Source organism: Actinoplanes sp. GCM10030250 (genome assembly GCF_042666575.1).
GTDB lineage: Bacteria > Actinomycetota > Actinomycetes > Mycobacteriales > Micromonosporaceae > Actinoplanes.
This window is the reverse complement of record NZ_JBHTDO010000004.1, coordinates 220,769-241,531: the sequence shown is the minus strand read 5'-3', so window position 1 is coordinate 241,531 and position 20,763 is coordinate 220,769. Positions and strand designations below refer to the sequence as shown.

At 70.3% G+C, this 20,763-nt stretch carries 23 protein-coding genes; 12 read left to right on the top strand and 11 right to left on the bottom strand.

Features of this window, described 5'->3' with window-relative positions; all coding sequences use genetic code 11:
* Positions 1–27 precede the first annotated feature (27 nt).
* Positions 28–624, bottom strand: a complete 597-nt coding sequence (locus ACFQV6_RS09000) for a superoxide dismutase family protein (protein WP_378026895.1) — start codon at positions 622–624, stop codon at positions 28–30.
* A 140-nt stretch (positions 625–764) separates the two neighbouring features.
* On the opposite strand from ACFQV6_RS09000, the gene ACFQV6_RS08995 reads away from it, so the two are divergent.
* Positions 765–1,703, top strand: coding sequence for a carbohydrate kinase (locus tag ACFQV6_RS08995; RefSeq protein WP_378026975.1), 939 nt, complete (start codon positions 765–767; stop codon positions 1,701–1,703).
* 297 nt (positions 1,704–2,000) lie between these two features.
* On the opposite strand, the gene ACFQV6_RS08990 is transcribed toward ACFQV6_RS08995, so the two are convergent.
* Genes ACFQV6_RS08990 through ACFQV6_RS08975 form a run of 4 tightly spaced genes read right to left on the bottom strand, consistent with a single transcriptional unit; the run spans position 2,001 to position 4,933 of the window.
* Complete coding sequence (locus ACFQV6_RS08990; protein ID WP_378026894.1) at positions 2,001–2,399, bottom strand: thioesterase family protein; 399 nt, start codon at positions 2,397–2,399, stop codon at positions 2,001–2,003.
* Positions 2,400–2,402: 3 nt separating this feature from the next.
* Complete coding sequence (locus tag ACFQV6_RS08985) at positions 2,403–4,175, bottom strand: PH domain-containing protein (RefSeq protein ID WP_378026893.1); 1,773 nt, start codon at positions 4,173–4,175, stop codon at positions 2,403–2,405.
* Positions 4,172–4,684, bottom strand: a complete 513-nt coding sequence (locus ACFQV6_RS08980) for a PH domain-containing protein (RefSeq protein WP_378026892.1) — start codon at positions 4,682–4,684, stop codon at positions 4,172–4,174. Before ACFQV6_RS08980 ends, ACFQV6_RS08985 begins: the two co-directional genes overlap by 4 nt.
* Before the next feature lie 9 nt (positions 4,685–4,693).
* Complete coding sequence (locus ACFQV6_RS08975) at positions 4,694–4,933, bottom strand: hypothetical protein (RefSeq protein WP_378026891.1); 240 nt, start codon at positions 4,931–4,933, stop codon at positions 4,694–4,696.
* 443 nt (positions 4,934–5,376) lie between these two features.
* Here ACFQV6_RS08975 and ACFQV6_RS08970 point away from each other — a divergent pair, with 443 nt between their 5' ends.
* Genes ACFQV6_RS08970 through ACFQV6_RS08960 form a run of 3 tightly spaced genes read left to right on the top strand, consistent with a single transcriptional unit; the run spans position 5,377 to position 8,503 of the window.
* Positions 5,377–6,561 carry an AAA family ATPase gene (locus tag ACFQV6_RS08970; RefSeq protein ID WP_378026890.1) on the top strand — a complete coding sequence of 395 codons (1,185 nt, stop codon included), beginning with the start codon at positions 5,377–5,379 and terminating at the stop codon, positions 6,559–6,561.
* A complete protein-coding gene (locus tag ACFQV6_RS08965) occupies positions 6,543–7,556 on the top strand; it encodes a DUF58 domain-containing protein (RefSeq protein WP_378026889.1) in 1,014 nt (337 codons plus the stop codon). The genes ACFQV6_RS08970 and ACFQV6_RS08965 overlap by 19 nt, the downstream gene beginning before the upstream one ends.
* On the top strand, positions 7,553–8,503 hold the full coding sequence (locus ACFQV6_RS08960) for a VWA domain-containing protein (RefSeq protein WP_378026888.1): 951 nt from the start codon (positions 7,553–7,555) through the stop codon (positions 8,501–8,503). Before ACFQV6_RS08965 ends, ACFQV6_RS08960 begins: the two co-directional genes overlap by 4 nt.
* A gap of 412 nt (positions 8,504–8,915) precedes the next feature.
* Here the strand turns inward: ACFQV6_RS08960 and ACFQV6_RS08955 are convergent, their stop codons facing one another.
* Both ACFQV6_RS08955 and ACFQV6_RS08950 read right to left on the bottom strand, forming a co-directional pair.
* On the bottom strand, positions 8,916–9,578 hold the full coding sequence (locus ACFQV6_RS08955; RefSeq protein ID WP_378026974.1) for a response regulator: 663 nt from the start codon (positions 9,576–9,578) through the stop codon (positions 8,916–8,918).
* A 2-nt stretch (positions 9,579–9,580) separates the two neighbouring features.
* Positions 9,581–10,720 (bottom strand): sensor histidine kinase, encoded by a 1,140-nt coding sequence (locus tag ACFQV6_RS08950; RefSeq protein ID WP_378026887.1) that lies wholly within the window; start codon positions 10,718–10,720, stop codon positions 9,581–9,583.
* A 215-nt stretch (positions 10,721–10,935) separates the two neighbouring features.
* On the opposite strand from ACFQV6_RS08950, the gene fabG reads away from it, so the two are divergent.
* From fabG to ACFQV6_RS08920, 6 genes are all read left to right on the top strand, one after another.
* Positions 10,936–11,640 carry a 3-oxoacyl-ACP reductase FabG gene (gene fabG / locus ACFQV6_RS08945; protein WP_378026886.1) on the top strand — a complete coding sequence of 235 codons (705 nt, stop codon included), beginning with the start codon at positions 10,936–10,938 and terminating at the stop codon, positions 11,638–11,640.
* 125 nt (positions 11,641–11,765) lie between these two features.
* Positions 11,766–12,533, top strand: a complete 768-nt coding sequence (gene fabI, locus ACFQV6_RS08940; protein ID WP_378026885.1) for an enoyl-ACP reductase FabI — start codon at positions 11,766–11,768, stop codon at positions 12,531–12,533.
* Positions 12,534–12,553: 20 nt separating this feature from the next.
* Entirely contained in the window at positions 12,554–13,585 is a 1,032-nt protein-coding gene (locus tag ACFQV6_RS08935) for a ferrochelatase (RefSeq protein WP_378026884.1), read from the top strand.
* On the top strand, positions 13,525–14,361 hold the full coding sequence (locus tag ACFQV6_RS08930) for an HAD-IIA family hydrolase (RefSeq protein WP_378026973.1): 837 nt from the start codon (positions 13,525–13,527) through the stop codon (positions 14,359–14,361). The genes ACFQV6_RS08935 and ACFQV6_RS08930 overlap by 61 nt, the downstream gene beginning before the upstream one ends.
* 70 nt (positions 14,362–14,431) lie before the next feature.
* Complete coding sequence (locus ACFQV6_RS08925; protein WP_378026972.1) at positions 14,432–14,854, top strand: NUDIX domain-containing protein; 423 nt, start codon at positions 14,432–14,434, stop codon at positions 14,852–14,854.
* Complete coding sequence (locus ACFQV6_RS08920; protein WP_378026883.1) at positions 14,851–15,255, top strand: NUDIX domain-containing protein; 405 nt, start codon at positions 14,851–14,853, stop codon at positions 15,253–15,255. Before ACFQV6_RS08925 ends, ACFQV6_RS08920 begins: the two co-directional genes overlap by 4 nt.
* 3 nt (positions 15,256–15,258) lie before the next feature.
* Here ACFQV6_RS08920 and ACFQV6_RS08915 read toward each other — a convergent pair whose 3' ends face one another.
* Positions 15,259–15,915, bottom strand: a complete 657-nt coding sequence (locus tag ACFQV6_RS08915) for a hypothetical protein (protein ID WP_378026882.1) — start codon at positions 15,913–15,915, stop codon at positions 15,259–15,261.
* Between the two features lie 277 nt (positions 15,916–16,192).
* Between ACFQV6_RS08915 and ACFQV6_RS08910 the strand changes: the two genes are divergently transcribed.
* Positions 16,193–16,852, top strand: a complete 660-nt coding sequence (locus ACFQV6_RS08910; protein ID WP_378026881.1) for a hypothetical protein — start codon at positions 16,193–16,195, stop codon at positions 16,850–16,852.
* A gap of 248 nt (positions 16,853–17,100) precedes the next feature.
* Here ACFQV6_RS08910 and ACFQV6_RS08905 read toward each other — a convergent pair whose 3' ends face one another.
* Both ACFQV6_RS08905 and ACFQV6_RS08900 read right to left on the bottom strand, forming a co-directional pair.
* Positions 17,101–17,604: an NUDIX domain-containing protein gene (locus tag ACFQV6_RS08905; protein ID WP_378026880.1), complete on the bottom strand. Its 504-nt coding sequence runs from the start codon at positions 17,602–17,604 to the stop codon at positions 17,101–17,103.
* 124 nt (positions 17,605–17,728) lie between these two features.
* On the bottom strand, positions 17,729–18,511 hold the full coding sequence (locus tag ACFQV6_RS08900) for a hypothetical protein (RefSeq protein WP_378026879.1): 783 nt from the start codon (positions 18,509–18,511) through the stop codon (positions 17,729–17,731).
* 90 nt (positions 18,512–18,601) lie between these two features.
* Between ACFQV6_RS08900 and ACFQV6_RS08895 the strand changes: the two genes are divergently transcribed.
* Positions 18,602–19,408: a DUF3097 domain-containing protein gene (locus ACFQV6_RS08895; RefSeq protein WP_378026878.1), complete on the top strand. Its 807-nt coding sequence runs from the start codon at positions 18,602–18,604 to the stop codon at positions 19,406–19,408.
* Here ACFQV6_RS08895 and ACFQV6_RS08890 read toward each other — a convergent pair.
* Positions 19,395–20,756: a PLP-dependent aminotransferase family protein gene (locus tag ACFQV6_RS08890; RefSeq protein WP_378026971.1), complete on the bottom strand. Its 1,362-nt coding sequence runs from the start codon at positions 20,754–20,756 to the stop codon at positions 19,395–19,397. The genes ACFQV6_RS08895 and ACFQV6_RS08890 overlap by 14 nt on opposite strands.
* Positions 20,757–20,763: the final 7 nt, after the last annotated feature.

Here is a 20,763-nt window from a genome sequence, read left to right as displayed (position 1 = left end):
ACGTTACATCCTGCGGCGGGCGCTTCGTCAGCCCCGCCCGGCCCGGTTCACGTACGCGGTTTCGGCGGTCCGCGTCATGCAGGCCAGCCGGGCGCCGGCCGTTCCCGCCTGTCCGGGCGCGGTGTGCGTGTGCTCGGCGTGCAGGACCAGCGACCACGGTGGGCGTGCGTTGTCGACGTGCCAGTTCTGGACGCTCGTGGCGGTGGCGGCACCCGTGGCGTCGGTGGTGAAGTCGAGCCAGAACTCGTTCTCCGGGTTCGCATAGGCAGGGTCGACGGACGAGTGCGTCGAGTCGGAGGCGGGGTCGATGCGGTGCTGGTAGTGCGGGCCCGCCTCGGCCGGCTTGTCGGTGCAGGGTTTGGTGTGCAGGTGCGCTCCGTACACCCGGCCTGGGATCAGACCGGAGAGCTTCAGGCGTACGGAAGTCCCGGTCTTGGTGTCCTCGACCTCCACCCGCGCCTGCGCGCCGCGCGGAACGGCCTCGACGTCGTAGGTGACCGCGGGGGCTGCCTCGCTCCAAGCGCGGAACGTCCCCTCGGTGAGCGGCGCCGGAACGTGAGCGGGCGTCGCGGCGGCACCGGTCAGGAGGAGCGGGGCGGCCAGGAGTACGAATACCGATTTCATGGCTGAATTTTCGCAAAGATGACCATATGGGGTGGGGCTTTGCGCACTCTGCCACCGCGCGGAACGTTCCTGTGCTGCCGGCAACCGTTGATGGCACGCTGATCCCGGACGTCGAGAGCCGAGACGCGAAGGGACCGATCATGGGCTACGCGATGGTGATGGGTGAGGCGCTGATCGACCTGCTCGAGGCCGATGCCGATGGCGAGCTGATCTACCGGCAGGCGATCGGTGGTGCGCCGCTCAACGTCGCTGTGGGAGTGGCCCGGCTCGGTGGTGAGGTGCAGTACGCGGGCTCTCTCAGCGACGACGTGCTCGGTGATCGGATGGCGGCCTTCCTGCGGGAGGCGGGGGTCGGGCGTGCTGGGGTACGGCGTGTCGCGGTGCCGACGACCCTCGCGGTGACGACGTTCGAGGGGGCGGAGCCTACGTTCACGTTCTACGGGGAGCCGCCGTCGTATGCCCTGCTCAGCGCGGAGGATCTGGACGTTTCCGCGGTGGCGGCCGCTGATGTTCTGTACACCGGGTCGATCTGTCTGCTGCGGGAGCCGTTCCGGTCGGCGGCTCGGGCGGCGTGGGCTACGGCCGGCCCGATCCGGGTTTTTGATCCCAATGTGCGGCCTACGCTCCTGCCGGATGCGGCGGCGGTGGCTGCGCTGCGTGAGCTGGTCGAGGAGTTCTTTGCGGCTGCCGACCTGGTGAAGCTCAGTTCTGCTGATGCTGAGGTGCTCTACGGGTCGGCGGATCCGGCGGTTGCGGCGGATCGGATTCGCGGGTTGGGGGCGGGGGCGGTCGTGGTTACCTGCGGGTCCCAGGGTGCTCACGTTGCGGCGGGTGACGGGTCGGCGATGCTGCCGGCGCCTGCGGTGGCTGCCATCGACGCTACCGGGGCGGGGGATTCGGTGATGGGTGCCCTGGTGCGGCGGCTTCTCGGGGAGGGGCGGCCTGGTGGGCTCGATGACTGGCAGCGGCATGTTCGGTTTGCTCTGGCGGTGGCGGGGCTGGTTTGTGAGCGCAAGGGTGGGGCGACCGCCATGCCTACTGCTGCCGAGCTGACCGCCCGCTGGGGCGCCCTCCTCTGAGCTCCCGTCCCCCCTCAGCCCCAGCCGGCCCGCTCGGCTGGCTCCCAGGGGTGCCCGGGGCTCGTTTTGTGCCCGCTCAGCGCCAGCCGGCCCGCTCGGCTGGCACTCAGAGGTGCCCGGGGTCCGTTTTGTGCCCGCTCAGCGCCAGCCGGCCTGTTCGGCTGGCGCTCAGGGGTGTCGGGGGTTCGTTTTGTGCCCGCTCAGCGCCAGCTGGTTCGTTCGGCTGGCGCTCAGGGGTGTCGGGGGTCCGTTTTGTGCCCGCTCAGCGCCAGCCGGGTGGCGGCTGGGGGCGGCGGGTCAGTCGCCGAGGGCTCGGGCTATGAACTTTTGGCGGTCGAGGAGGATGCGTTCGACTCGGACCTCGGCGACCAGGGTGTCGCCGTCGTGAATCTGGATCTCGAAGAAGAGTTTTCGGCCGTCCACCTTGGTGAGGGTGGCTTGTGCGATCACTCGGTGGCCCAGGGGAGTGGGTGCGCGGTGTTCGATTTCGGCCCGGCTGCCGACCGTGGTCACCCCGCCGGGGATGAGGCGGGCGGTGGTGGCGACGGTGGCGGCTTCGGCCAGGGCGAGCACCCGGGGCGTGCCTAGCACCGGCACGTCGCCGGAGCCGAGGGACTGGGCGGTGTCGGCGTCGGTGACCGTCAACTCGACCCGGGCCGTGAGACCGGGTGCGAACTCCGGAAGCTCCATCGTCAAAGCTTACGGCTGCGAGGGCCGCTGCCAGAACGTCTCATCGTCCGGCGTGATCGGTCCGGGCGGTGAACTCGCCCCGGGAGCGGGCGGGATGAAGGGCGCTCCAGACGTGGGCGGGGCGAAGGGTGCACCGGACGCCGGCGGGGCGAAGGGTGCACTGGACGACGGCGACTCGGGGTCGCGGGCCTGACGGGCTCGGATGGCGAGTTGCTCGGCGAGGGCCCACGCTTCGGCGAGGTCGCGGTCGCGGGCCATTCCGCTGCGGCCGCCGGCGGTGTCGGCGTAGACGGTGGCCAGGCGGAGGCGGCGCTGGAGCGGGCCCTGGACGACGCGGACGCTCTGAATGCGGGCGTACGGGACCAGGCTCATCTCGCGCGTGACCCGGCCCCACCGTGTCACGAAGACGTCCGGGGCGAGGCCGGCGCCGTAGAAGCGCAGCGCGAGCGGGTGCAGCCAGCGGGCGCGCAGCGGTGGCGGGGAGGTGGCGAGGGTGGCCAGGTCGACGCCGGGGAGGGCCGCGGCGATCAGGAAGCGGGCGGTGGCGATGTCGCCGACCGGCATGAGGCGGTCGGAGCTCTTGTCGTCGCCGGCTTCCGGTGCCGAGTAGCCGGCGATGTCGAGGCGCAGGTTCAGCCAGTGTGACTTGCGCCAGAGCAGGGGCCAGGTGACGCGTACGGTCTGGACGCGGTGCAACGGCACGACCTGGCTGCGCGTCTCGACGAGGCCGTAGTGCAGGACCAGCCGGCTGTCGTGGTCGTGTGCCAGCTGGAAATTCCAGTCGCGCAGCACCCGCCGGATCGGCTGGAGGAGCACGCCGGCCATCGCCGTCACGGTGCTGGCGATGCCGATGAACGTCCACGATCCTTCCATCACGAACTGCGTGACCACCCACGCGATGCCGATCGGCAGGAAGAACGCCTGCGGCGTCAGGAGCTGGCTGACCAGGAGGTCCTGGTTGCGCACGCGGAAGAGGGGCGCGGCTGCCGGGTTTGCCGCCGGGCCGTCGGTGGTCGTTCCAGGGACAGGGCCGGGGGTACGACCGGACAGCGCGAGAAGCCTTTCCCGAAGGATCGTGGCGTTCTGCACCGTGAGGTAGGCGAGCGGCGCTTCGGTCTTGCCGCCGCCGACGACTTCGAGGCGGAGCTCGGCGAGACCGGTGAGCTGGGCGAGCAGGGGGCGGCGCAGTTCGACGGCCTGGAGCCGGTCGAGGGGGATGGCCCGGTTGCGCCGCCAGATGAGGCCCTCGGCGATCCGCAGTTCCCGGCCGACGACCTGATATCCGGTGTTCCACCAGCCGACCACCGAGAAGATCACCACGGCGATCGCGAGCACTCCCACGACCATGGCGAAGTGGGCCGCACCCAGCTGCCCGAACGTCTGCCAGGAGAGCGCCGCGATGATCACCACGATGCTCTTGGCGCCGTTCAGGAGCGGGCTGAGCGGGTGCAGCTTCTGCCGCTCCTCCAGCCCACCGCGCGCCGGGCCCTCCGCACCGGGATACGCCTGACCGGGCACACCGGGATAGGGCTGCTCGGCCGGACCGGCAGAGGGCTGGCCGGCAGCGGGCTGGCCGGCAGCGGGCTGGCCGGCAGAGGGCTGGCCGGCAGCGGGCTGGCCGGCAGCGGGCTGGCCGGCAGCGGGCTGGCCGGGATATGGCTGGCCGGGATACGGCTGGTCGGCCGGACCGGGATATGGCTGGCCGGGGTAGGGCTGGGCGGGATGGGGCTGTTCGGGCGCGCCGGGGTAGGGCTGACCGGGCGGGATTCCGGCGCTGCTCACAGGCCCTCGGCCCGGTCTTCGCCGAGGGTGGTGAGCCGGTCACGCAGCCGGGACGCCTCTTCCGGCGGCAGGCCCGGTATCCGTGCGTCGCTGGCCGCCGCGGCGGTGTGCAACTGCACCGTGGCGAGTCCGAACGCCCGCTCCAGCGGCCCGGCTGTGACGTCCACGTACTGCATGCGCGCGTACGGAACGATCGACAGGTGCCGGACCAGCAGACCGTGGCGTACGAGAAGGTCCTTGTCGCGTTCCGCGTACCCCCACGCCTGCACGGCTCGGGATGCGATGACCGCGCGCCAGGCGCCCAGAAGGACCACCGCGGTGATCGCGATCGGCCACGCAGTGTGGCCGTTGAGGGCCCAGCCGACGCTCAGGCCGGCCACCAGAATGGCCACCCAGGTGGCCAGGCCGATGAGCTCAATGATGATCAACTTGCTGGAGACCGGGCGCCACACGACCGTGTCCGGCCACGGTTCAAGGGCATCGACGGCGGTACGGGGCGGCTCGCTCACACCTGAAGCCTAGGAGATGACGGCATCTCCCGCCGCAGTGAAGGGTGTGACCTCGCGCAGGAAGCCCCTCGCGTCGAGGAAGTCGCCGAGGGTGGTGCGGTGTTCCGGGCAGGCCAGCCAGGTCTTGCGGTAGTCCGGGGTGTGCAGTTTCGGATTGTTCCACCGGAGCTGCCAGGCCGCTGTCGCACGACAGCCTTTGGCCGAGCACTGAGGCTCGAGCACATGGGGTGTGAAGAAATCCTCGACCATGCGCTGAAGTCTATGCACTGCAAATCGGTGCAATCAGAAGCAGTGCGATCAGAAGCAGTGCAATCAGAGGCAGTGCATCAGAAGCAGTGCAATGAGAAGCGCGTGGGAGTTTGTTTTAGCGCCGGGCGGCCACGGGGGAAGCCGCCCGGCGACGAGCCAAATGCTACACGCTCCACACCGCCGCGTATTCACCCGGTGACGGTGCCCGATCCGGCGGATCGCGCAGAAAGATCAACACGTCCGGCCTATGGCGTGCTCAGGGCTGCGATGAGCACCCGGCTGCCAGCATGATGACGGTCAGGTGACGAGACGGGTCCGTAGTCTGTCGTCGGCCGGAGAACCCGGCTCTTAGGAACCTCCCAGCCGTATGAGGTTGGGTGTCGTGTAAGTCTTGGACGTCGGCAATCATTCGCCGGCGCATCACGACCGTCTGTGGAGGACCGGTGGCGCAGCCCAGCACGCCCGAGAGCGAGACCAGTCCCGAGACCGGTGCGCCGGTGCCTCCCGCGCACGACGCTTCGCAGTTGGAGCGCGCGATGTTCGAGGTCAAGCGGGTCATCGTCGGGCAGGACCGGATGGTCGAGCGGATGTTCGTGGCGTTGCTCGCCCGCGGCCACTGCCTGATCGAGGGCGTTCCCGGTGTGGCCAAGACGCTCGCCGTGGAGACCCTGGCGAAAGTTGTCGGCGGCACGTTCTCCCGGGTGCAGTTCACTCCCGACCTGGTGCCGGCCGACATCGTCGGCACCCGGATCTACCGGCAGTCCAGCGAGCAGTTCGACGTCGAGCTCGGCCCGGTCTTCGTCAACTTCCTGCTCGCCGACGAGATCAACCGAGCGCCGGCGAAGGTGCAGTCCGCGCTGCTCGAGGTGATGGCCGAGCACCAGGTGTCGATCGGCGGGAAGAGCTACGAGGTGCCGGATCCGTTCCTGGTGATGGCCACGCAGAACCCGATCGAGCAGGAGGGCGTCTACCCGCTGCCGGAGGCGCAGCGCGACCGGTTCCTCATGAAGATCCTGGTGGGCTACCCGACCGACAGCGAGGAGCGGGAGATCGTCTACCGGATGGGGGTGAACCCGCCGGAGCCCAAGCAGGTGTTCGACCCGGCCGACCTGCTCGCCCTCCAGCGCCGGGCGGACCAGGTCTTCGTGCACAACGCCCTGGTCGACTACACGGTCCGGCTGGTGCTCGCCACCCGGGCGCCGGCCCAGCACGGCATGCCCGACGTGGCCCAGCTCATTCAGTACGGCGCCAGTCCCCGCGCCTCGCTCGGCATCGTCCGGGCCACCCGGGCGCTCGCCCTGCTCCGCGGCCGTGACTACGCGCTGCCGCAGGACCTCACCGACGTGGCGCCGGACATCCTGCGGCACCGGCTGGTGCTCAGCTACGACGCCCTCGCCGACGACATCCCGGCCGATCACATCGTCGCCCGGATCATGCAGACCGTGCCGATGCCGTCGGTCGCGGCACGGCAGGGCGCCTCTCCGAACGGCCAGCCCGGCGTCCCGATGATGGCACCGAACGGCGCGGCTCCCGCGGGCGTGCAGCCGACGAGCGGCATCCCGGCCGGCGCTTTCGACAGCCGCCAGGCCTATCCGCAGGCCGGCGGCGGATGGCCCGGCCAGCAATGACCGCGCCGGCCGCCCAGGACGACACCGCCCGGGCGGAGGCGGTTCTCGGCCGTTTGCAGCTGCTCGTGACGCGCAAGCTGGACGGTCTGCTGCAGGGCGACTACGCGGGCCTGCTGCCCGGGCCGGGCACCGAGGCGGGCGAGTCCCGCGAGTACCGGCCGGGTGACGACGTGCGCCGGATGGACTGGCCGGTGACCGCGCGGACCACGCTGCCGCACGTGCGCCGGACCGTGGCGGACCGGGAGCTGGAGACCTGGCTGGCGGTGGACCTCTCGGCGAGCCTGGACTTCGGCACGGCGCGGTGGCTGAAACGAGACCTGGTCATCGCCGCGGCGACCGCGATCGCCCATCTCACCGTCAGAGGTGGCAACCGGATCGGTGCGGTCGTGGGTACCGGCTCCGGCGTACCGCAGAAAGATCTGAGCGGAAGCTGGTGGCGGCGCAGGACGGCGACGGCGCCCGCACCGCCGCCCACCGCCCCGTTTGTTCGCCTGCCGGCGCGGCCCGGCCGCAAGGAGGCACAGGGCCTGCTGCGGGCGATCGCCCGGACCAGGATCCAGCCCGGCCGCACCGACCTGGGCGCCCTGATCGACATGCTGAACAGGCCGCCGAGGCGGCGCGGCGTGGCCGTGGTGATCTCCGACTTCCTGGCGCCGGTGGAGGGGTGGGCCCGGCCGGTGCGCAAGCTGGGGGTACGCCACGACGTGCTCGCGATCGAGGTGGTCGACCCGCGTGAGCTGGAGCTGCCGGATGTCGGCGTGCTGACGCTCGCCGACCCGGAGACCGGTGCACTGCACGAGGTGCAGACGTCCGACCCGCGCCTGCGGGAGCGATACGCGCAGGCTGCGGGGGAGCAGCGTGCCGCGATCGCGCGGTCGCTACGTGCCGCCGGTGCCGCCCACCTGCGGTTGCGCACCGACACCGACTGGCTGCTGGACATGGTCCGCTTCGTGGCCGCTCAACGCCACGCCCGTACCCGAGGGACCACACGATGATCCGTTTCCTGGAACCGTGGTGGCTGCTGACGATCCTGCCGGTCCTGATCATGGCCGGTGTCTACGTCTGGCGGCAGTTCCGCAAGCGCTCCTACGCGATGCGTTTCACCAACGTCGACCTGCTGCGCACGCTCGCGCCGAAAGGTCTCGGCTGGCGCCGGCACGTCTCCGCCGCCGCGTTCCTGCTGATGCTCGGTGCGCTCGCGGCCGCGACGGCCCGCCCGTCGGTCGACACCGAGCAGCCCCTGGAACGGGCGACGGTGATGCTCGCCATCGACGTGTCACTGTCGATGCAGGCGGACGACGTCGCGCCGAGCCGGATCGAGGCGGCGCAGGAGGCGGCGAAGGCGTTCGTCAGCGAGCTGCCGCCGACCTTCAACCTGGGGCTGGTGTCGTTCGCGAAGGCGGCGAACGTGCTGGTCTCGCCGACCAAGGACCGCTCCGCGGTGATCTCCGCGATCGACGGGCTGACCCTCGCCGAGGCGACCGCGACCGGCGAGGCGGTCTTCACCTCGCTCGACGCCGTCCGCTCGGTGCCGTCCGACGGCGCGGACGGCGCACCGCCCGCGCGGATCGTGCTGCTCTCCGACGGGTACCGGACGTCCGGCCGCTCGATCGAGGACGCGGCGACAGCGGCATCGGCGGCGAACGTGCCGGTGTCGACGATCGCGTTCGGCACCGACGAGGGCGTGGTGGACATCCGCGGCTCGGTGCAGCGGGTGCCGGTTGACCGGCTGTCGCTGCAGGAGCTGGCGGAGCAGACCAAGGGCTTCTTCTACGAGGCCGCGTCGGTCAGCGAGCTGAAGCAGGTGTACGAGGACATGGGCAGCTCGATCGGCCATCGGACGGAGCCGCGCGAGGTGACGCAGTGGTACGCCGCGGCGGGCCTGCTGCTCGGCCTGCTCGGCGCCACGATGAGCCTGCTCTGGACGTCCCGGCTGCCGTGAGGCCGGGGTTCGTCAGGGCGTGTGGTGGGCTTCGTCAGGGCGTGTTGTGGGGTTCGTCAGGGCGTGTTGTGGGCGAGGACGAAGAGCACGAGCACCCATGCCGACAGCAGGGTGAAACCGAGGGGTGCGACCAACTTCTTCATGGGAACCGACTTCCGCTGGTGACTGAACCTGGTGACTGAACAAGGTCAGGGTCACGTCGCGGCCGGAAAACCCGCGCACGGTCGGATCGGCCCATGGCAGAGCCGGACGGTGCGGGGTGTGAGAACAGGTCAGCGGTCAGAGGCGCTGACGAGCGTCCCGGCCGCGACTAGGAGGATCGCTATCTCGCACAGCGATCACCTCCACAAAGTCGTCGGGCCTGGGAACCGTGTGGGAGCGTACTCCTTAAGTGCCGCTTAAGAAAATCGGGTCACTCTCCCGCGGCGACCAGCCCCGTCTCGTAGGAGAAGACGACCGCCTGGGCCCTGTCGCGGAGTCCGAGTTTGCTCAGGATCCGCCCGATGTGGGTCTTCACCGTCTGCTCGGCCACCACCAGATCGGCGGCGATCTCGGTGTTGGAGCGGCCACGGGCGATCAGCCGCAGCACGTCGGTCTCCCGCGGGGTGAGCGCGTTCAGCGCCACCGGCCGGGGGCGGTCGCGGTGCGGCCGGGCGGCGAACTCGGCGATCAGCCGCCGGGTCACCGAGGGCGCGAGCAGCGCCTCACCGGCCGCCACCACCCGGACCGCCTGCACCAGGTCGGCGGCGGGGGCGTCCTTGAGCAGGAAACCGCTGGCACCGGCCCGCAGCGCCTCATAGACGTAGTCGTCGAGGTCGAAGGTGGTCAGGATGAGCACTTTCGGTCCGCCGGTCGGGTGGGCGGCGGTGATCCTGCGGGTCGCCTCGAGGCCGTCCATCACCGGCATGCGGACGTCCATCAGTACGACGTCCGGCCGGAGCTCGCGAGCGGCCTCGACCGCCGCCGCGCCGTTCGGAGCGTCGCCGACCATCAGCAGGTCGGGCTGGGCGCCGAGCAGAGCTCCGAACCCCTGCCGGACCATCGCCTGATCATCCGCGATCAACACCTTGATCAAGTTCACGATGCCTCCGGTTCGCGATGCCGGCGGCCTGCGGCGGCTTCGGTTCCTGGTGATTGCGGTTGCCGGGGGAGCCGGGCGGTCACCTGGTAGCCGCCCGCGCCGTCGGGACCGGCGGTCAGATCGCCGCCGAGCAGCGCGACGCGTTCACGCATGCCGACCAGCCCGTGACCACGCTTGCCGGTCTGCACCGGGCCGGTCAGTTCGTTGCGCACGTGCAGCTCGAGCAGGGCGGGATCGACGCGAGCGCGCAGCCGCACCGGGCCGCCGGGCGCGTGTCGCGCCGCGTTGGCGAGAGCTTCCTGCACTATGCGGTACGCCGTGAGCCCGACGGCCTCCGGAAGGTCCTCGACGGCGGGCAGGTCCGTGGTGACCGGGAGGCCGGCCCGCTGGGCGGTCGAGACGAGGGCGGTAATTTGTGCGTACCCCGGTTGTGGGGTCTTCAGGGTTTGATCCTCCTCGGCGCGCAGCACGCCGAGCAGCCGGCGCATGTCGGTGAGCGCCTCCCTGGCCGCGGCCGCGATCGAGGTCAGCTCCTCCTTGGCCGCCTCGGGAAGATCGTCCACCCGGTAGGGCGCGGTCTCGGCCTGCACGGCGATCATCGACATGTGGTGCGCGACCACGTCGTGCATCTCCCGGGCGATCCGGGCCCGTTCCTCGAGGACCGCGCGTTTGGCCCGCTCCTGCTCGTTGAGCTCGGACTGCTCGGCGAGGATCTCGCTGGTGCGGCGGCGGCGGGACACGATGTCGCCGAGGGCCGCGAGCGTGACGATCAGGAGCGCGGCACCATAGGCGTTCGCGTCGGGTGCGAAGGCGAAGACCGGGACCAGGGCCAGGGCGGTGGCCCAGATGGTGATCATGGACTCGCTGACGGCGGCCAGCCGGGCCTGGATGAAGAGGAAACCGAGGATCTGCACCACGTTCCACGGCCAGGAGTCGTCATTGGGTGCGTCGATCACGCCGAGGAAGAGCATCGGGAACGCGATCCGCCAGGCCAGCAGCGGCCACCGGGGCGCCAGCAGCACCGGGACCACGGAGCCCGCGGCGAGCACCGTGGTGAACCAGTCGGGCAGGTCCCGGTTCGAGCTCAACTCGTCATAGGCCACGAAAAAGAGCGCGGTGAGCACCAGCAGCGCCACCGGCAGCAGATAGCCCAGGAACCGGTGGCGGCCCGGTGGCCTCGGTGTTTCCCTTTTGAACGTTAGGTAAGTCAGCGGCCCCATCACTCCGTCACGCGACCGGGGGCCGATAGTCTCCATTCCCAGCAGGTTACGGCGCTGGTACGCGGCTGTCGTGACCCTCAGGTGCCACCCGGCACCCCCTACCTGGGTATGACGCGACGAAGGAGTGCGCTGTGGCTCGCACCGTTCTGGTGACCGGAGGAAATCGCGGTATCGGCCTGGCCATCGCCCAGGCTTTCGCGAAGCAGGGTGACCGGGTTGCCGTCACCCACCGCGGCTCGGGTGCGCCCGAGGGGCTGTTCGGCGTGCAGTGCGACATCACCGACTCGTCCGCCGTCGACGCCGCCTTCACCGTCGTCGAGAACGAGCTGGGCCCGGTCGAGGTGCTCGTCGCGAACGCCGGGATCACCGACGACACGCTGATGATGCGGATGAGCGAGGACCAGTTCGAGCGGGTGCTCGACACCAACCTGACCGGTGCGTTCCGGTGCGCCAAGCGGGCCAGCTCCAAGATGCTGCGCGCCCGCTGGGGCCGGATGATCTTCATTTCCTCGGTGGTCGGCCTGTACGGCGGACCCGGCCAGGTGAACTACGCGGCGAGCAAGGCGGGTCTGGTCGGCATGGCTCGTAGCATCACCCGTGAGCTGGGCACCCGCAACATCACCGCGAACGTGGTGGCGCCCGGTTTCATCGAGACCGAGATGACGGCCGTCTTGCCCGAGGCGCGCAAGGCCGAGATCATCAAGGCCGTACCGGCCGGTCGGCTGGCCGGAGCCGACGAGGTCGCCGCGGCGGTGACCTTCCTGGCGAGCGACAGTGCGGCGTACATCTCGGGCGCCGTGCTCCCGGTCGACGGGGGCCTCGGCATGGGCCATTGAGCCTTTTTCAATGTGGCGAGGGCCTCGGTCGCCGGCGCCGGACAACGGCCCGGCAGCCGCAGCCCGATGCCAGGTTGAAGATTGCTCACCGAAGTTTCCGAGAACGAGTTTTTCAGGAGAGAATTTTGTCTGGACTGCTGGCCGGTAAACGGCTGCTCGTCACCGGGGTGATCACGGACGCCTCGATCGCGTTCTCGGTGGCGAAACTGGCGCAGGAGAACGGCGCCAAGGTGGTGCTCACCGGGTTCGGCCGGATGTCGCTCGTGGAGCGGATCGCCAAGCGGCTGCCCGAGCCCGCACCCGTCATCGAACTCGACGTGACCAATCAGGAACAGCTGGACGGCCTCGCCGACCGGGTCCGCGAGCACGTCGACGGACTGGACGGCGTTGTCCACTCCATCGGCTTCGCTCCGCAGAACGCCCTCGGCGGCGCCTTCCTGGAGACGACCTGGGAAGAGGTCGCCCAGGCTCTGCAGGTGTCGACGTACTCGTACAAGTCGCTGGCGGCGGCCTGCCTGCCGCTGATGCAGGCCGGCGGTTCGATCGTCGGCATGACGTTCGACGCGACCAAGGCGTACCCGCTCTACGACTGGATGGGCGTGGCCAAGGCCGGGCTCGAGTCGGCGTCCCGCTACCTCGCGCTGCACCTGGGCAAGCAGGGTATCCGCAGCAACATGGTCTCGGCCGGCCCGCTGCGCACGATGGCGGCCAAGTCGATCCCGGGCTTCAGCGACTTCGAGGACGCCTGGACCCAGCGGGCGCCGCTGGGCTGGAACCTGACCGACCCGGAGCCGACGGCCCGCGCCGTCTGCGCGCTGCTCTCGGACTGGTTCCCGGCCACGACGGGTGAGATGGTGCACGTTGACGGGGGTTACCACGCTATTGCCGCCTAGCACGGTGGCAGGATTGGCGGGTGGTATACGACGCCTTCGTCCTGCTCTCCTTCGGCGGACCAGAGAAGCCCGATGACGTGATGCCGTTCCTGCGCAACGTGGTGCGCGGGCGCGGGGTCCCGGACGAGCGCCTCGCCGAGGTGCGCGAGCACTACATGCACTTCGGCGGGGTGTCACCGATCAACCAGCAATGCCGCGACCTGCTGGCCGCCCTGCGGGCCGAGTTCGACGAGCACGGCATCGGCCTGCCCCTGTACTGGGGCAACCGCAACTGGCACCCGATGCTCGCCGACACCCTCGCCCAGATGCGCGACGACGGTGTCGAGAACGCGCTGGGGTTCGCCACCAGCGCGTACGGCGGTTACTCCTCGTGCAAGCAGTACTGGGAGGACATCGCCGCGGCCCGGGCGCACGTCGGCCCCGGCGCACCGCGGATCGCCAAGCTGCGGCAGTTCCACGACCACCCCGGGTTCGTGGAACCGCATGCGTCGGCCGTACAGGAAGCTCTTGGAAAGCTGGACCCGGACCGCCGGGCCTCCACCCGGTTGATCTTCACCGCACACTCGATTCCGGTCAGCATGGCCGACACCGCCGGTCCCACCGGCGGGCGCTACACCACCCAGCTCGAGGAGACCGCCCGGCTGGTCCACGCCGCTGCCGCCGCCGACCTCGGCTACGACCTGGTCTGGCAGAGCCGCTCCGGTCCTCCGCAGGTCCCCTGGCTCGAACCGGACATCAACGACCACCTCGAACTGCTCGCCCAGAAGGGCGTGACCGATGTGGTGCTCAGCCCGATCGGCTTCGTCTCCGACCACCTCGAAGTCGTCTGGGACCTGGACAACGAGGCGAAGGAGACCGCGGACCGGCTCGGCCTCGGTTTCGCCCGTGCCGCCAGCCCCGGAATTCACCCGAAGTTCGTGTCGATGGTGCGCGAACTCGTGCAGGAACGTACCGCTGACCGGCCGAAAGCCGCGCTCGGTACAGTGCCGACCTGGGACGTCTGCCCCGCGGACTGCTGCCCCCCACCCGCGCGACGAGGAGCACCAGCATGAAGGAGCGCAAGGCGATCGAGAGCTGGCTCACCGACATGGACGGAGTGCTCGTCCACGAGGGTGAGCCGGTGCCGGGCGCACCCGAGTTCGTGAATCGAATGAAGGCCTCCGGCAAGCCGTTCCTGATCCTCACCAACAACTCCATCTACACTCCGCGTGACCTGCAGGCCCGCCTCTACCGGATGGGCTTCGAGGTCGACGAGCAGTCGATCTGGACGGCGGCTCTGGCGACCGCACAGTTCCTCGCCGATCAAAGGCCTGGGGGTACGGCGTACGTGATCGGCGAAGCCGGCCTGACCACCGCGATGCACGCCTCCGGTTACATCCTCACCGAGTTCGACCCCGACTACGTGGTGCTGGGCGAGACCCGCACCTACAGCTTCGAGGCGATCACCAAGGCGATCCGCCTGATCAGCGGCGGCGCCCGGTTCATCTGCACCAACCCGGACGCCACCGGCCCCTCCAACGACGGCCTGCTCCCGGCCGCCGGTTCGGTCGCCGCGATGGTGTCGAAGGCGACAGGTGTGAAGCCGTACTTCGTCGGCAAGCCCAACCCGATGATGATGCGGTCGGCGCTGAACGCCATCGGGGCACACAGCGAGACCACGGCGATGATCGGCGACCGGATGGACACCGACGTGCTCTGTGGTCTGGAGGCGGGACTGGAGACCATCCTGGTGCTGACCGGGATCAGCAGCCGGCTGGAGAGCGAGACCTATCCGTACCGGCCGTCGCGGATCGTCAACTCGGTCGCCGACCTGATCGACGAGATCTGAACCGGTCGTGCCGTGGGAGGAGTCCTACCTCGGTCAGCTGCGTGCCCTGACCGGGCCGGATCCGGTACTGATGACGATCGGGGCGCGGGCGGTGGTCCGTGACCCCGAGGGCCGGGTTTTGTTGATCCAGCGCAACGACAACGCGCGCTGGGCGCTGCCGGCGGGGTCGATGGAGCTGGGTCAGACGCTGCGGGACTGCGCGATCCGTGAGGTGTACGAGGAGACGGGTCTGACCGCACACGCGGTGACGCCGTTCGCGTTGTACTCGGGGGAGAACCTGTACACCAATCCGTACGGGGCGACGTACCAGCATGTCTCCCTCGCCTGCCGGGTGGACTCCTGGTCCGGGGAGTTGGTGCGGGTCACCGACGAAACCCTGGACGCCGGGTTCTACGCGGTCGATGAACTGCCCTCGGACCTGTCCGGGTCGGTGCGGCCCACGCTGGCGGACCTGGCCCGGTTCGAGGCCGGCGACGCGTTCCGGCTCGCATGACGGCGCCCGAGGTCGTCGCGGCGGCGTGGGTGTGCGTCCGGGAGCGGCGGGTGCTGGTGGTGCGCGCTGACGGCTCGGATGCGTTCTACCTGCCGGGCGGCAAGCCGGAGCCGGGGGAGACGCACGCCGAAGCGGCCGCGCGAGAGGTGTTCGAGGAAGTCGGGATGCCGGTGGATCCGGCTGCGCTGCGGCTCTTCACGACCATCGAGGCGCCGGCGCACAATCGGCCGGCGGGGACTCGGGTTCGTCTGGTGTGCTTCGTCGGGCCGGCCGGCGGGGAGCCGGAGGCGGCCAACGAGATCGCGGAGCTGGCCTGGTTCTCGTCTGCTGAGGCGGACCGGTGTGCGCCTGCCATCCAGCGGTTGCTCAGCGAACTTGTCGCCGCCGGCCTGATCGACTGAGGCTCAGCCTGCGGGAACCAGGCGGGCATCGGTGAGGATCACGAAACCGCCCGGGTACTGGCACTCGATCTTGAGGGTGAGTGTGTCGCCCCCGTCGAGGTCGGCGCTGATCGGCGCGCTGCCACCCGGCCGTGCGGTCTTCTGGCTGCCCATTTCCTCGAACTTGTCGGTCGTGTCGCGCTGCCGGACACCTTTGAGCGCCGTCACGTAGGTGACTGCCCGCTGCTCACCTGCCGCCGGATAGTACGGCCGGACGTCAGCGTGGAACTCCACGTAGTTGCGGTCGAGCTGCCACGTCACCTCCGTCGCCTTGTCGCCGATCTGGTTCGAGGGGCAGGCGACGGCGATCGGATGCGAGCGGTAGTCCGCCTGGTCACGGATCTTCCGGGGCACCTCGGCTAGGCTGCCTCCCTTCACGGGTAGCGCATCAAGGTAGGCCGCCGCGGAGGGCGCTGGTGTTCCGCCGGCCGGCGCGGGGGAGGTAGCGGTGCCACCTGTCGTGGTGGGGGCCGTGACGGCCTTCTGATCCTGCTCGGAGGGCGGTGCCTCCGGCCATCGCCACGCCAAGACGGCCACCACGACGCCCACGACGGCCGCCACCGTGGAAATCAAGGCGACCATGTCGCGCTTCGGCCGTGGAGCCGGAGGAGTGCTGCTCACGATTGCCACCCGGGGAAGTCGTCGCTGAATGCGGGCTGAACATTATGGATTGACGGACCATGATCACGTCCACCGCGAAATGACGTATTCGCGACAGTAATACGCGCCGCTCGCGGCGCTAGGGTGCCGGGTACCTCGGTGATTGATCACAAAGGATGCCTCAACCGTGAGCAACGAACCTCCTCACCGGCAAGATCCGGCAGTGCCCCCGCCTCCACCGGGAGGTCCGGCGAAACAGCCGGCCCGCAAACGGAACTGGTTGGCCACTCTCGTCGCGGTGCCCGCCCTTGTGTTGTCCCTGGTCGCGGTGCTGCTCTCGTGGCGCGCCTACAGCGTCGCCACGGATGCGGCGGACAAGGCGGACAGCCTCCGGGCCGCTCCGGTCGCCACCGCCACTGCCACCGCCGTGCCGCCCGGACCGGCGCCGGAGCCGGCGCTCTCCACGGCGACCGATCCGACGGGTGCCCCGGATCCGACCACCACGGACCCGGAAGCGATCCCGACCCTCGGCCCGCAGACCCAATACGCGGTGCGGTACACCGGCACGGATCTGAAAATTCCGGCCTCCTGCGGCAATTACGTCAATCTCGACCTCGACAAACCTCAGGTGCAGGTGGACGCGCAGGTGGCCGAGTTGAGGTTCTACGACTCCTGCAATGCGACCCCCTATTTCGAGCTCGAGTCCGGGATCAAGGGCAGCGGAGGGCACAAAGAAACCCTCAAGGTGGAGGAGTGCGGCCCGAGCATCGATCGCGGCCCGCTCGCCAACGACGGCCGGCAACCGGTCAAGACCGGTGACGTGTACTGCGTCCGGACCTCGCGCGGCAAAGCCCAGACCGCCGGCGACACCTGGAAGATGGCCATCGTGACCGTCACCGGAGTTGCGCAGGACCGAACCATTTCGCTGCGGGTGTCAGCCTGGGACATTCCCGACTGACGGCGGCGCGGCGGCGACGCCGGCCTTCCGAGCTGTGCGGAAAGTTGGTGCTCAGTGCTGCTTCCCGCGCTCCGAGACAACACTGAAAGCCAGCCGGTGGGGTTCGGCTGGCGTTGAGTGGGGTGTTTTGGGCTGGGAGGCACCTCTGGGAGCCAGCTGGTTTGGTCGGCTGGCGTTGAGTGGGGTGTTTTGGGCTGGGAGGCACCTCTGGGCGCCAGCTGGTTTGGGCGGCTGGCGTTGAGGGGGCGTTAGGTGAGGTGGGCGGCCTCGGTGAAGTAGCGGGTGGCTATGGCGGTGTGGATGCTGAAGCCGAGTTCGGTGGGGCCGTACAGGACTTCGCGGCCCTCGGACTCGTCGTTGGGCGGGGCTGGGGGCATCGCGGCCGCGCTCGGCAGGGGTGGGAGGAGGCCGAAGACGAGGAGGGTTCCGTCGGGGGCGCTGATGGTGGCGTAGTGGCGTACCGCTGCTTGGTCTGCGACCACGCCGGTTTCCTCGAAGAGTTCGCGGACCGCTGCGGCCTGCCATGTTTCGCCGACGTCGATGAAGCCGCCCGGCAAGGCCAGCCGGCCGCGCGCTGGTGGGATGCCGCGGCGGACTGCCAGCAGGCCGTGGCCGACCGGCTGGACCGCGACGGCGACCGGGCTGGGGTTGAGGTAGCTGGCTTCGCCACAGGCGGCGCATAACCGGGGCCATGGCTGGCCTGGGGTGAAGCGTGCACCGCAGTAGGTGCAATGCGCATGCCGGTCCTGCATCAGAGCCCACCCAACACGGCTGCCTGAGAAGAGGCGGCCGGAGACCAGGCTGTGTGGGACGAGGCCGCGTGAGACGAGGCCGACACGGACGAGGTGGTTCGGGGGTGGGCTGAGGGCTGGGAGATCACGGCTGCAAGGGGGAGTTGCAGGCGGCGACCAGAGCCTGGCGGCAGGCCGCCGTAAGTGGGCGCAACGCCGTGTCGCGCGCCTGAGCCTCGTAGCCGTTCACCGCGCCGCCCGGAGCGCTGGTCCCGGCCAGCGCGAGCACCTGGTCGAGCACGCTGGCTCGGGCGAAAAGTCGCCGTGAGCGCGGGTCGAAGCCGGGCGGCAGGGTGGCAGTACTATCCGGGCGGCGCAGGGCCTGGAGGGCGCCGGCCAGTTCGGGTTTCCACTGGGCCACGTCCAGTTTGGTGAGCTGCGTGGTCGCCTCGGCCAGGGCGGCGGTCAGCTCGGCTTCCGCTTCGGCGGCGCCCATCTGGAAGACCGGGCGGTGCTCGGGGGCGGGATGGACCCGCCACAGCACGGTCTCGAACTCCACCCCGGAGCCGGAGGTGTGCCGGCGCACCTCGGGGACGACGCCGAAGGACGGGGTCATCACCGCCTCGCCGGCCAGCAGGGCGGCGCCGGTCAGGTCGCCGGGGCCGGGGAGGCCGCGCGGGTCGCCCGGTGCGGGCAGCACCAGCCGGATCTCGTCGGGGTGCAGCTTCGCGAAGACCGGCAGGCCCTGGCCGAGCGGGACGTCGGTCCAGGTGCCGGGTGCGTCCGCGACGAGGTGTTCCTCGTCGGCGGCGATCTCGTCGGCCAGCTCGTCGAAGGGGACGAGCCCGGCGCGCCAGGCGCGCACCCAGGTCACGAACCGGGTGGACCGGCGGGCGGTCAGGGTGGCCGCCTCAGCTGCGGGTGACATGCGAGCAAGGGTACGTGCCGGTGCGGAAGCTTGTCTCGGCTCGGAGCGTCACCGGGGGTGTGTCAGTGATCGCGGGTTACGGTGCGAGACATGTATGGGGAGGATGTGCTCGCGGGGAACTGGCGTCGCCGCAAGGTGATTCCGGAGGTGGACGCCGAGCCGGATCTGGTGGTCGAGGAGGCCGATTCGGGGTTCTGCGGCGCGGTCGTCGGCTTCGAGCTGGGCGCCGTGGTGCTGGAGGACCGGCACGGCAAGCGCCGCAACTTTCCGCTGGAACCGGCGGCGTTCCTGCTCGACGGGCAGACCGTGACCCTGCGGCGGCCGGCTCCCCGGGCGGCACCCGCGCAGCGCCGGCTGACCGCCTCCGGCTCGGTCGCCGTCGACAACGTGAGGGCGCAGGTCGCCAAGGCGAGCCGGATCTGGGTGGAGGGCATTCACGACGCCGCCCTGGTCGAGCGGATCTGGGGCGACGACCTGCGGATCGAGGGCGTCGTGGTGGAGCCGCTCGACGGCATCGACGATCTGGCCGCCGCGGTCGCGGAGTTCCGGCCGGGTCCGCGGCGGCGCCTCGGTGTCCTCGTCGATCATTTGGTGCCGGGTTCCAAGGAGAGCCGGATCGTTGCCGCCGTGACCGATTCTGACGTGCTGATCACGGGTCATCCGTACGTGGACGTCTGGCAGGCGGTGAAACCCGAACGGGTGGGACTGCGGGCCTGGCCGGTGATCCCGCCCGGTCGTCCGTGGAAGGAGGGCGTCTGCGCGGCGGTCGGCATCCGTGAGCCCGCTGACATGTGGCGGCGGATCCTGAGCTCGGTGAACAGCTACAAGGACGTCGAGACGCCGTTGATCAACTCGATGGAGCGGCTGATCGATTTCGTCACGGTCATCGAGGATTGAGCGCGCGGCCGATGCGTTCGGCGGCCTCGGCGAGGCGGTCCGGCGCGTGCGCGGCATAACCCAGGACCAGGCCGTTCGGTCCGGGCCGTTGCCGGTGCCAGCTGAGTGGATGCACCTGTACGCCTAGAGCCCCCACCCTCTCGGCCAGCTCGACGTCGCTGTCTTCCCCGGGCAGCAGTACCAGCAGATGCAGCCCCGCCGCCACACCGACGACCCTCGCCTGCGGAAGGTGGGCGCGGAGTCCGGCGAGCAGCGCGTCCCGCCGCCGTCGCTGCCGCGCCCGCACCGCCCGCAGGTGCCGCTCGTAGTCGCCGGAGCCGATGAGCTCGGCCAGCACCAGCTGGGGCAGCGCCGGATTGCCCAGGTCGCTGGCGTGTTTCGCGGCGAGCAGCTCGGCCTGCATCCGGCGCGGCGCGATCAGCCAGCCGACCCGCATCCCCGGCGCGAGCGACTTGGAGACGCTGCCGAGGTACGCGACACGGTCCGGCGCCGAGCCCTGGAGGGCGGCGACGGGCGCCCGGTCGTACCGGTGTTCCGCGTCGTAGTCGTCCTCGATCACCAGCCGGTCGCCGGCCGCCCAGGCCAGCAGCGCGCGGCGGCGTTCCGGGCTCAGCACGACTCCCGTGGGGAACTGGTGGGCCGGGGTGAGCACCGCGGCGTCCAGACCGGTTTCGATCAGGCTGTCGACCCGCATGCCCTCGTCGTCGACGGGCACACCGACCGGCCGCTGCCCCCAGTAGGCCATCTGATCCCAGGCGCCGCGCGACCCCGGGTCCTCGACCGCCACAGCGCTCGAGCCGTGAGCGCGGAAAACATGCGCGAGCAGGGCGAGACCTTGCGCGACGCCGCCGCAGACGATCACGTCGTCCGCGTCGGCCCGCACTCCACGGGTACGGCCGAGCCACCCCACCAGTTCGGATCGCAACCGCGGTGTGCCGCCCGGATCGCCGTACCCGAGGTCGGCGGCGGTGACCCGGTCCAGCACCGCGCGTTCGGCTCGCAGCCAGGCGTTCCGCGGGAACGCCGACAGGTCCGGAACGCCGGGTGCCAGGTCCAGGTCGATGCCGTCCGGTGCGGAGAGCGGCAGCCGCAACTCGGCGAGGGTCCGCCTGCGGTCGCCGGCCGGGCGGTGGCCCAGCGGCGTACCGTGCCCGGTCACCACGGTGCCGGAACCGGTGCGCGACCCGGTCAGGCCCTCGTCGGCCAGCCGCTGGTAGGCCTGCACCACCACGCCACGGGAGACGCCGAGCTCACCGGCGAGGAGCCGGGTGGCCGGGAGCCGGTCACCTGGTGCCAGCCGCCCGCTCACGATCGCACCGCGCAGCCCGTCGGCGAGCCACTCGGTCAGTCCCTTG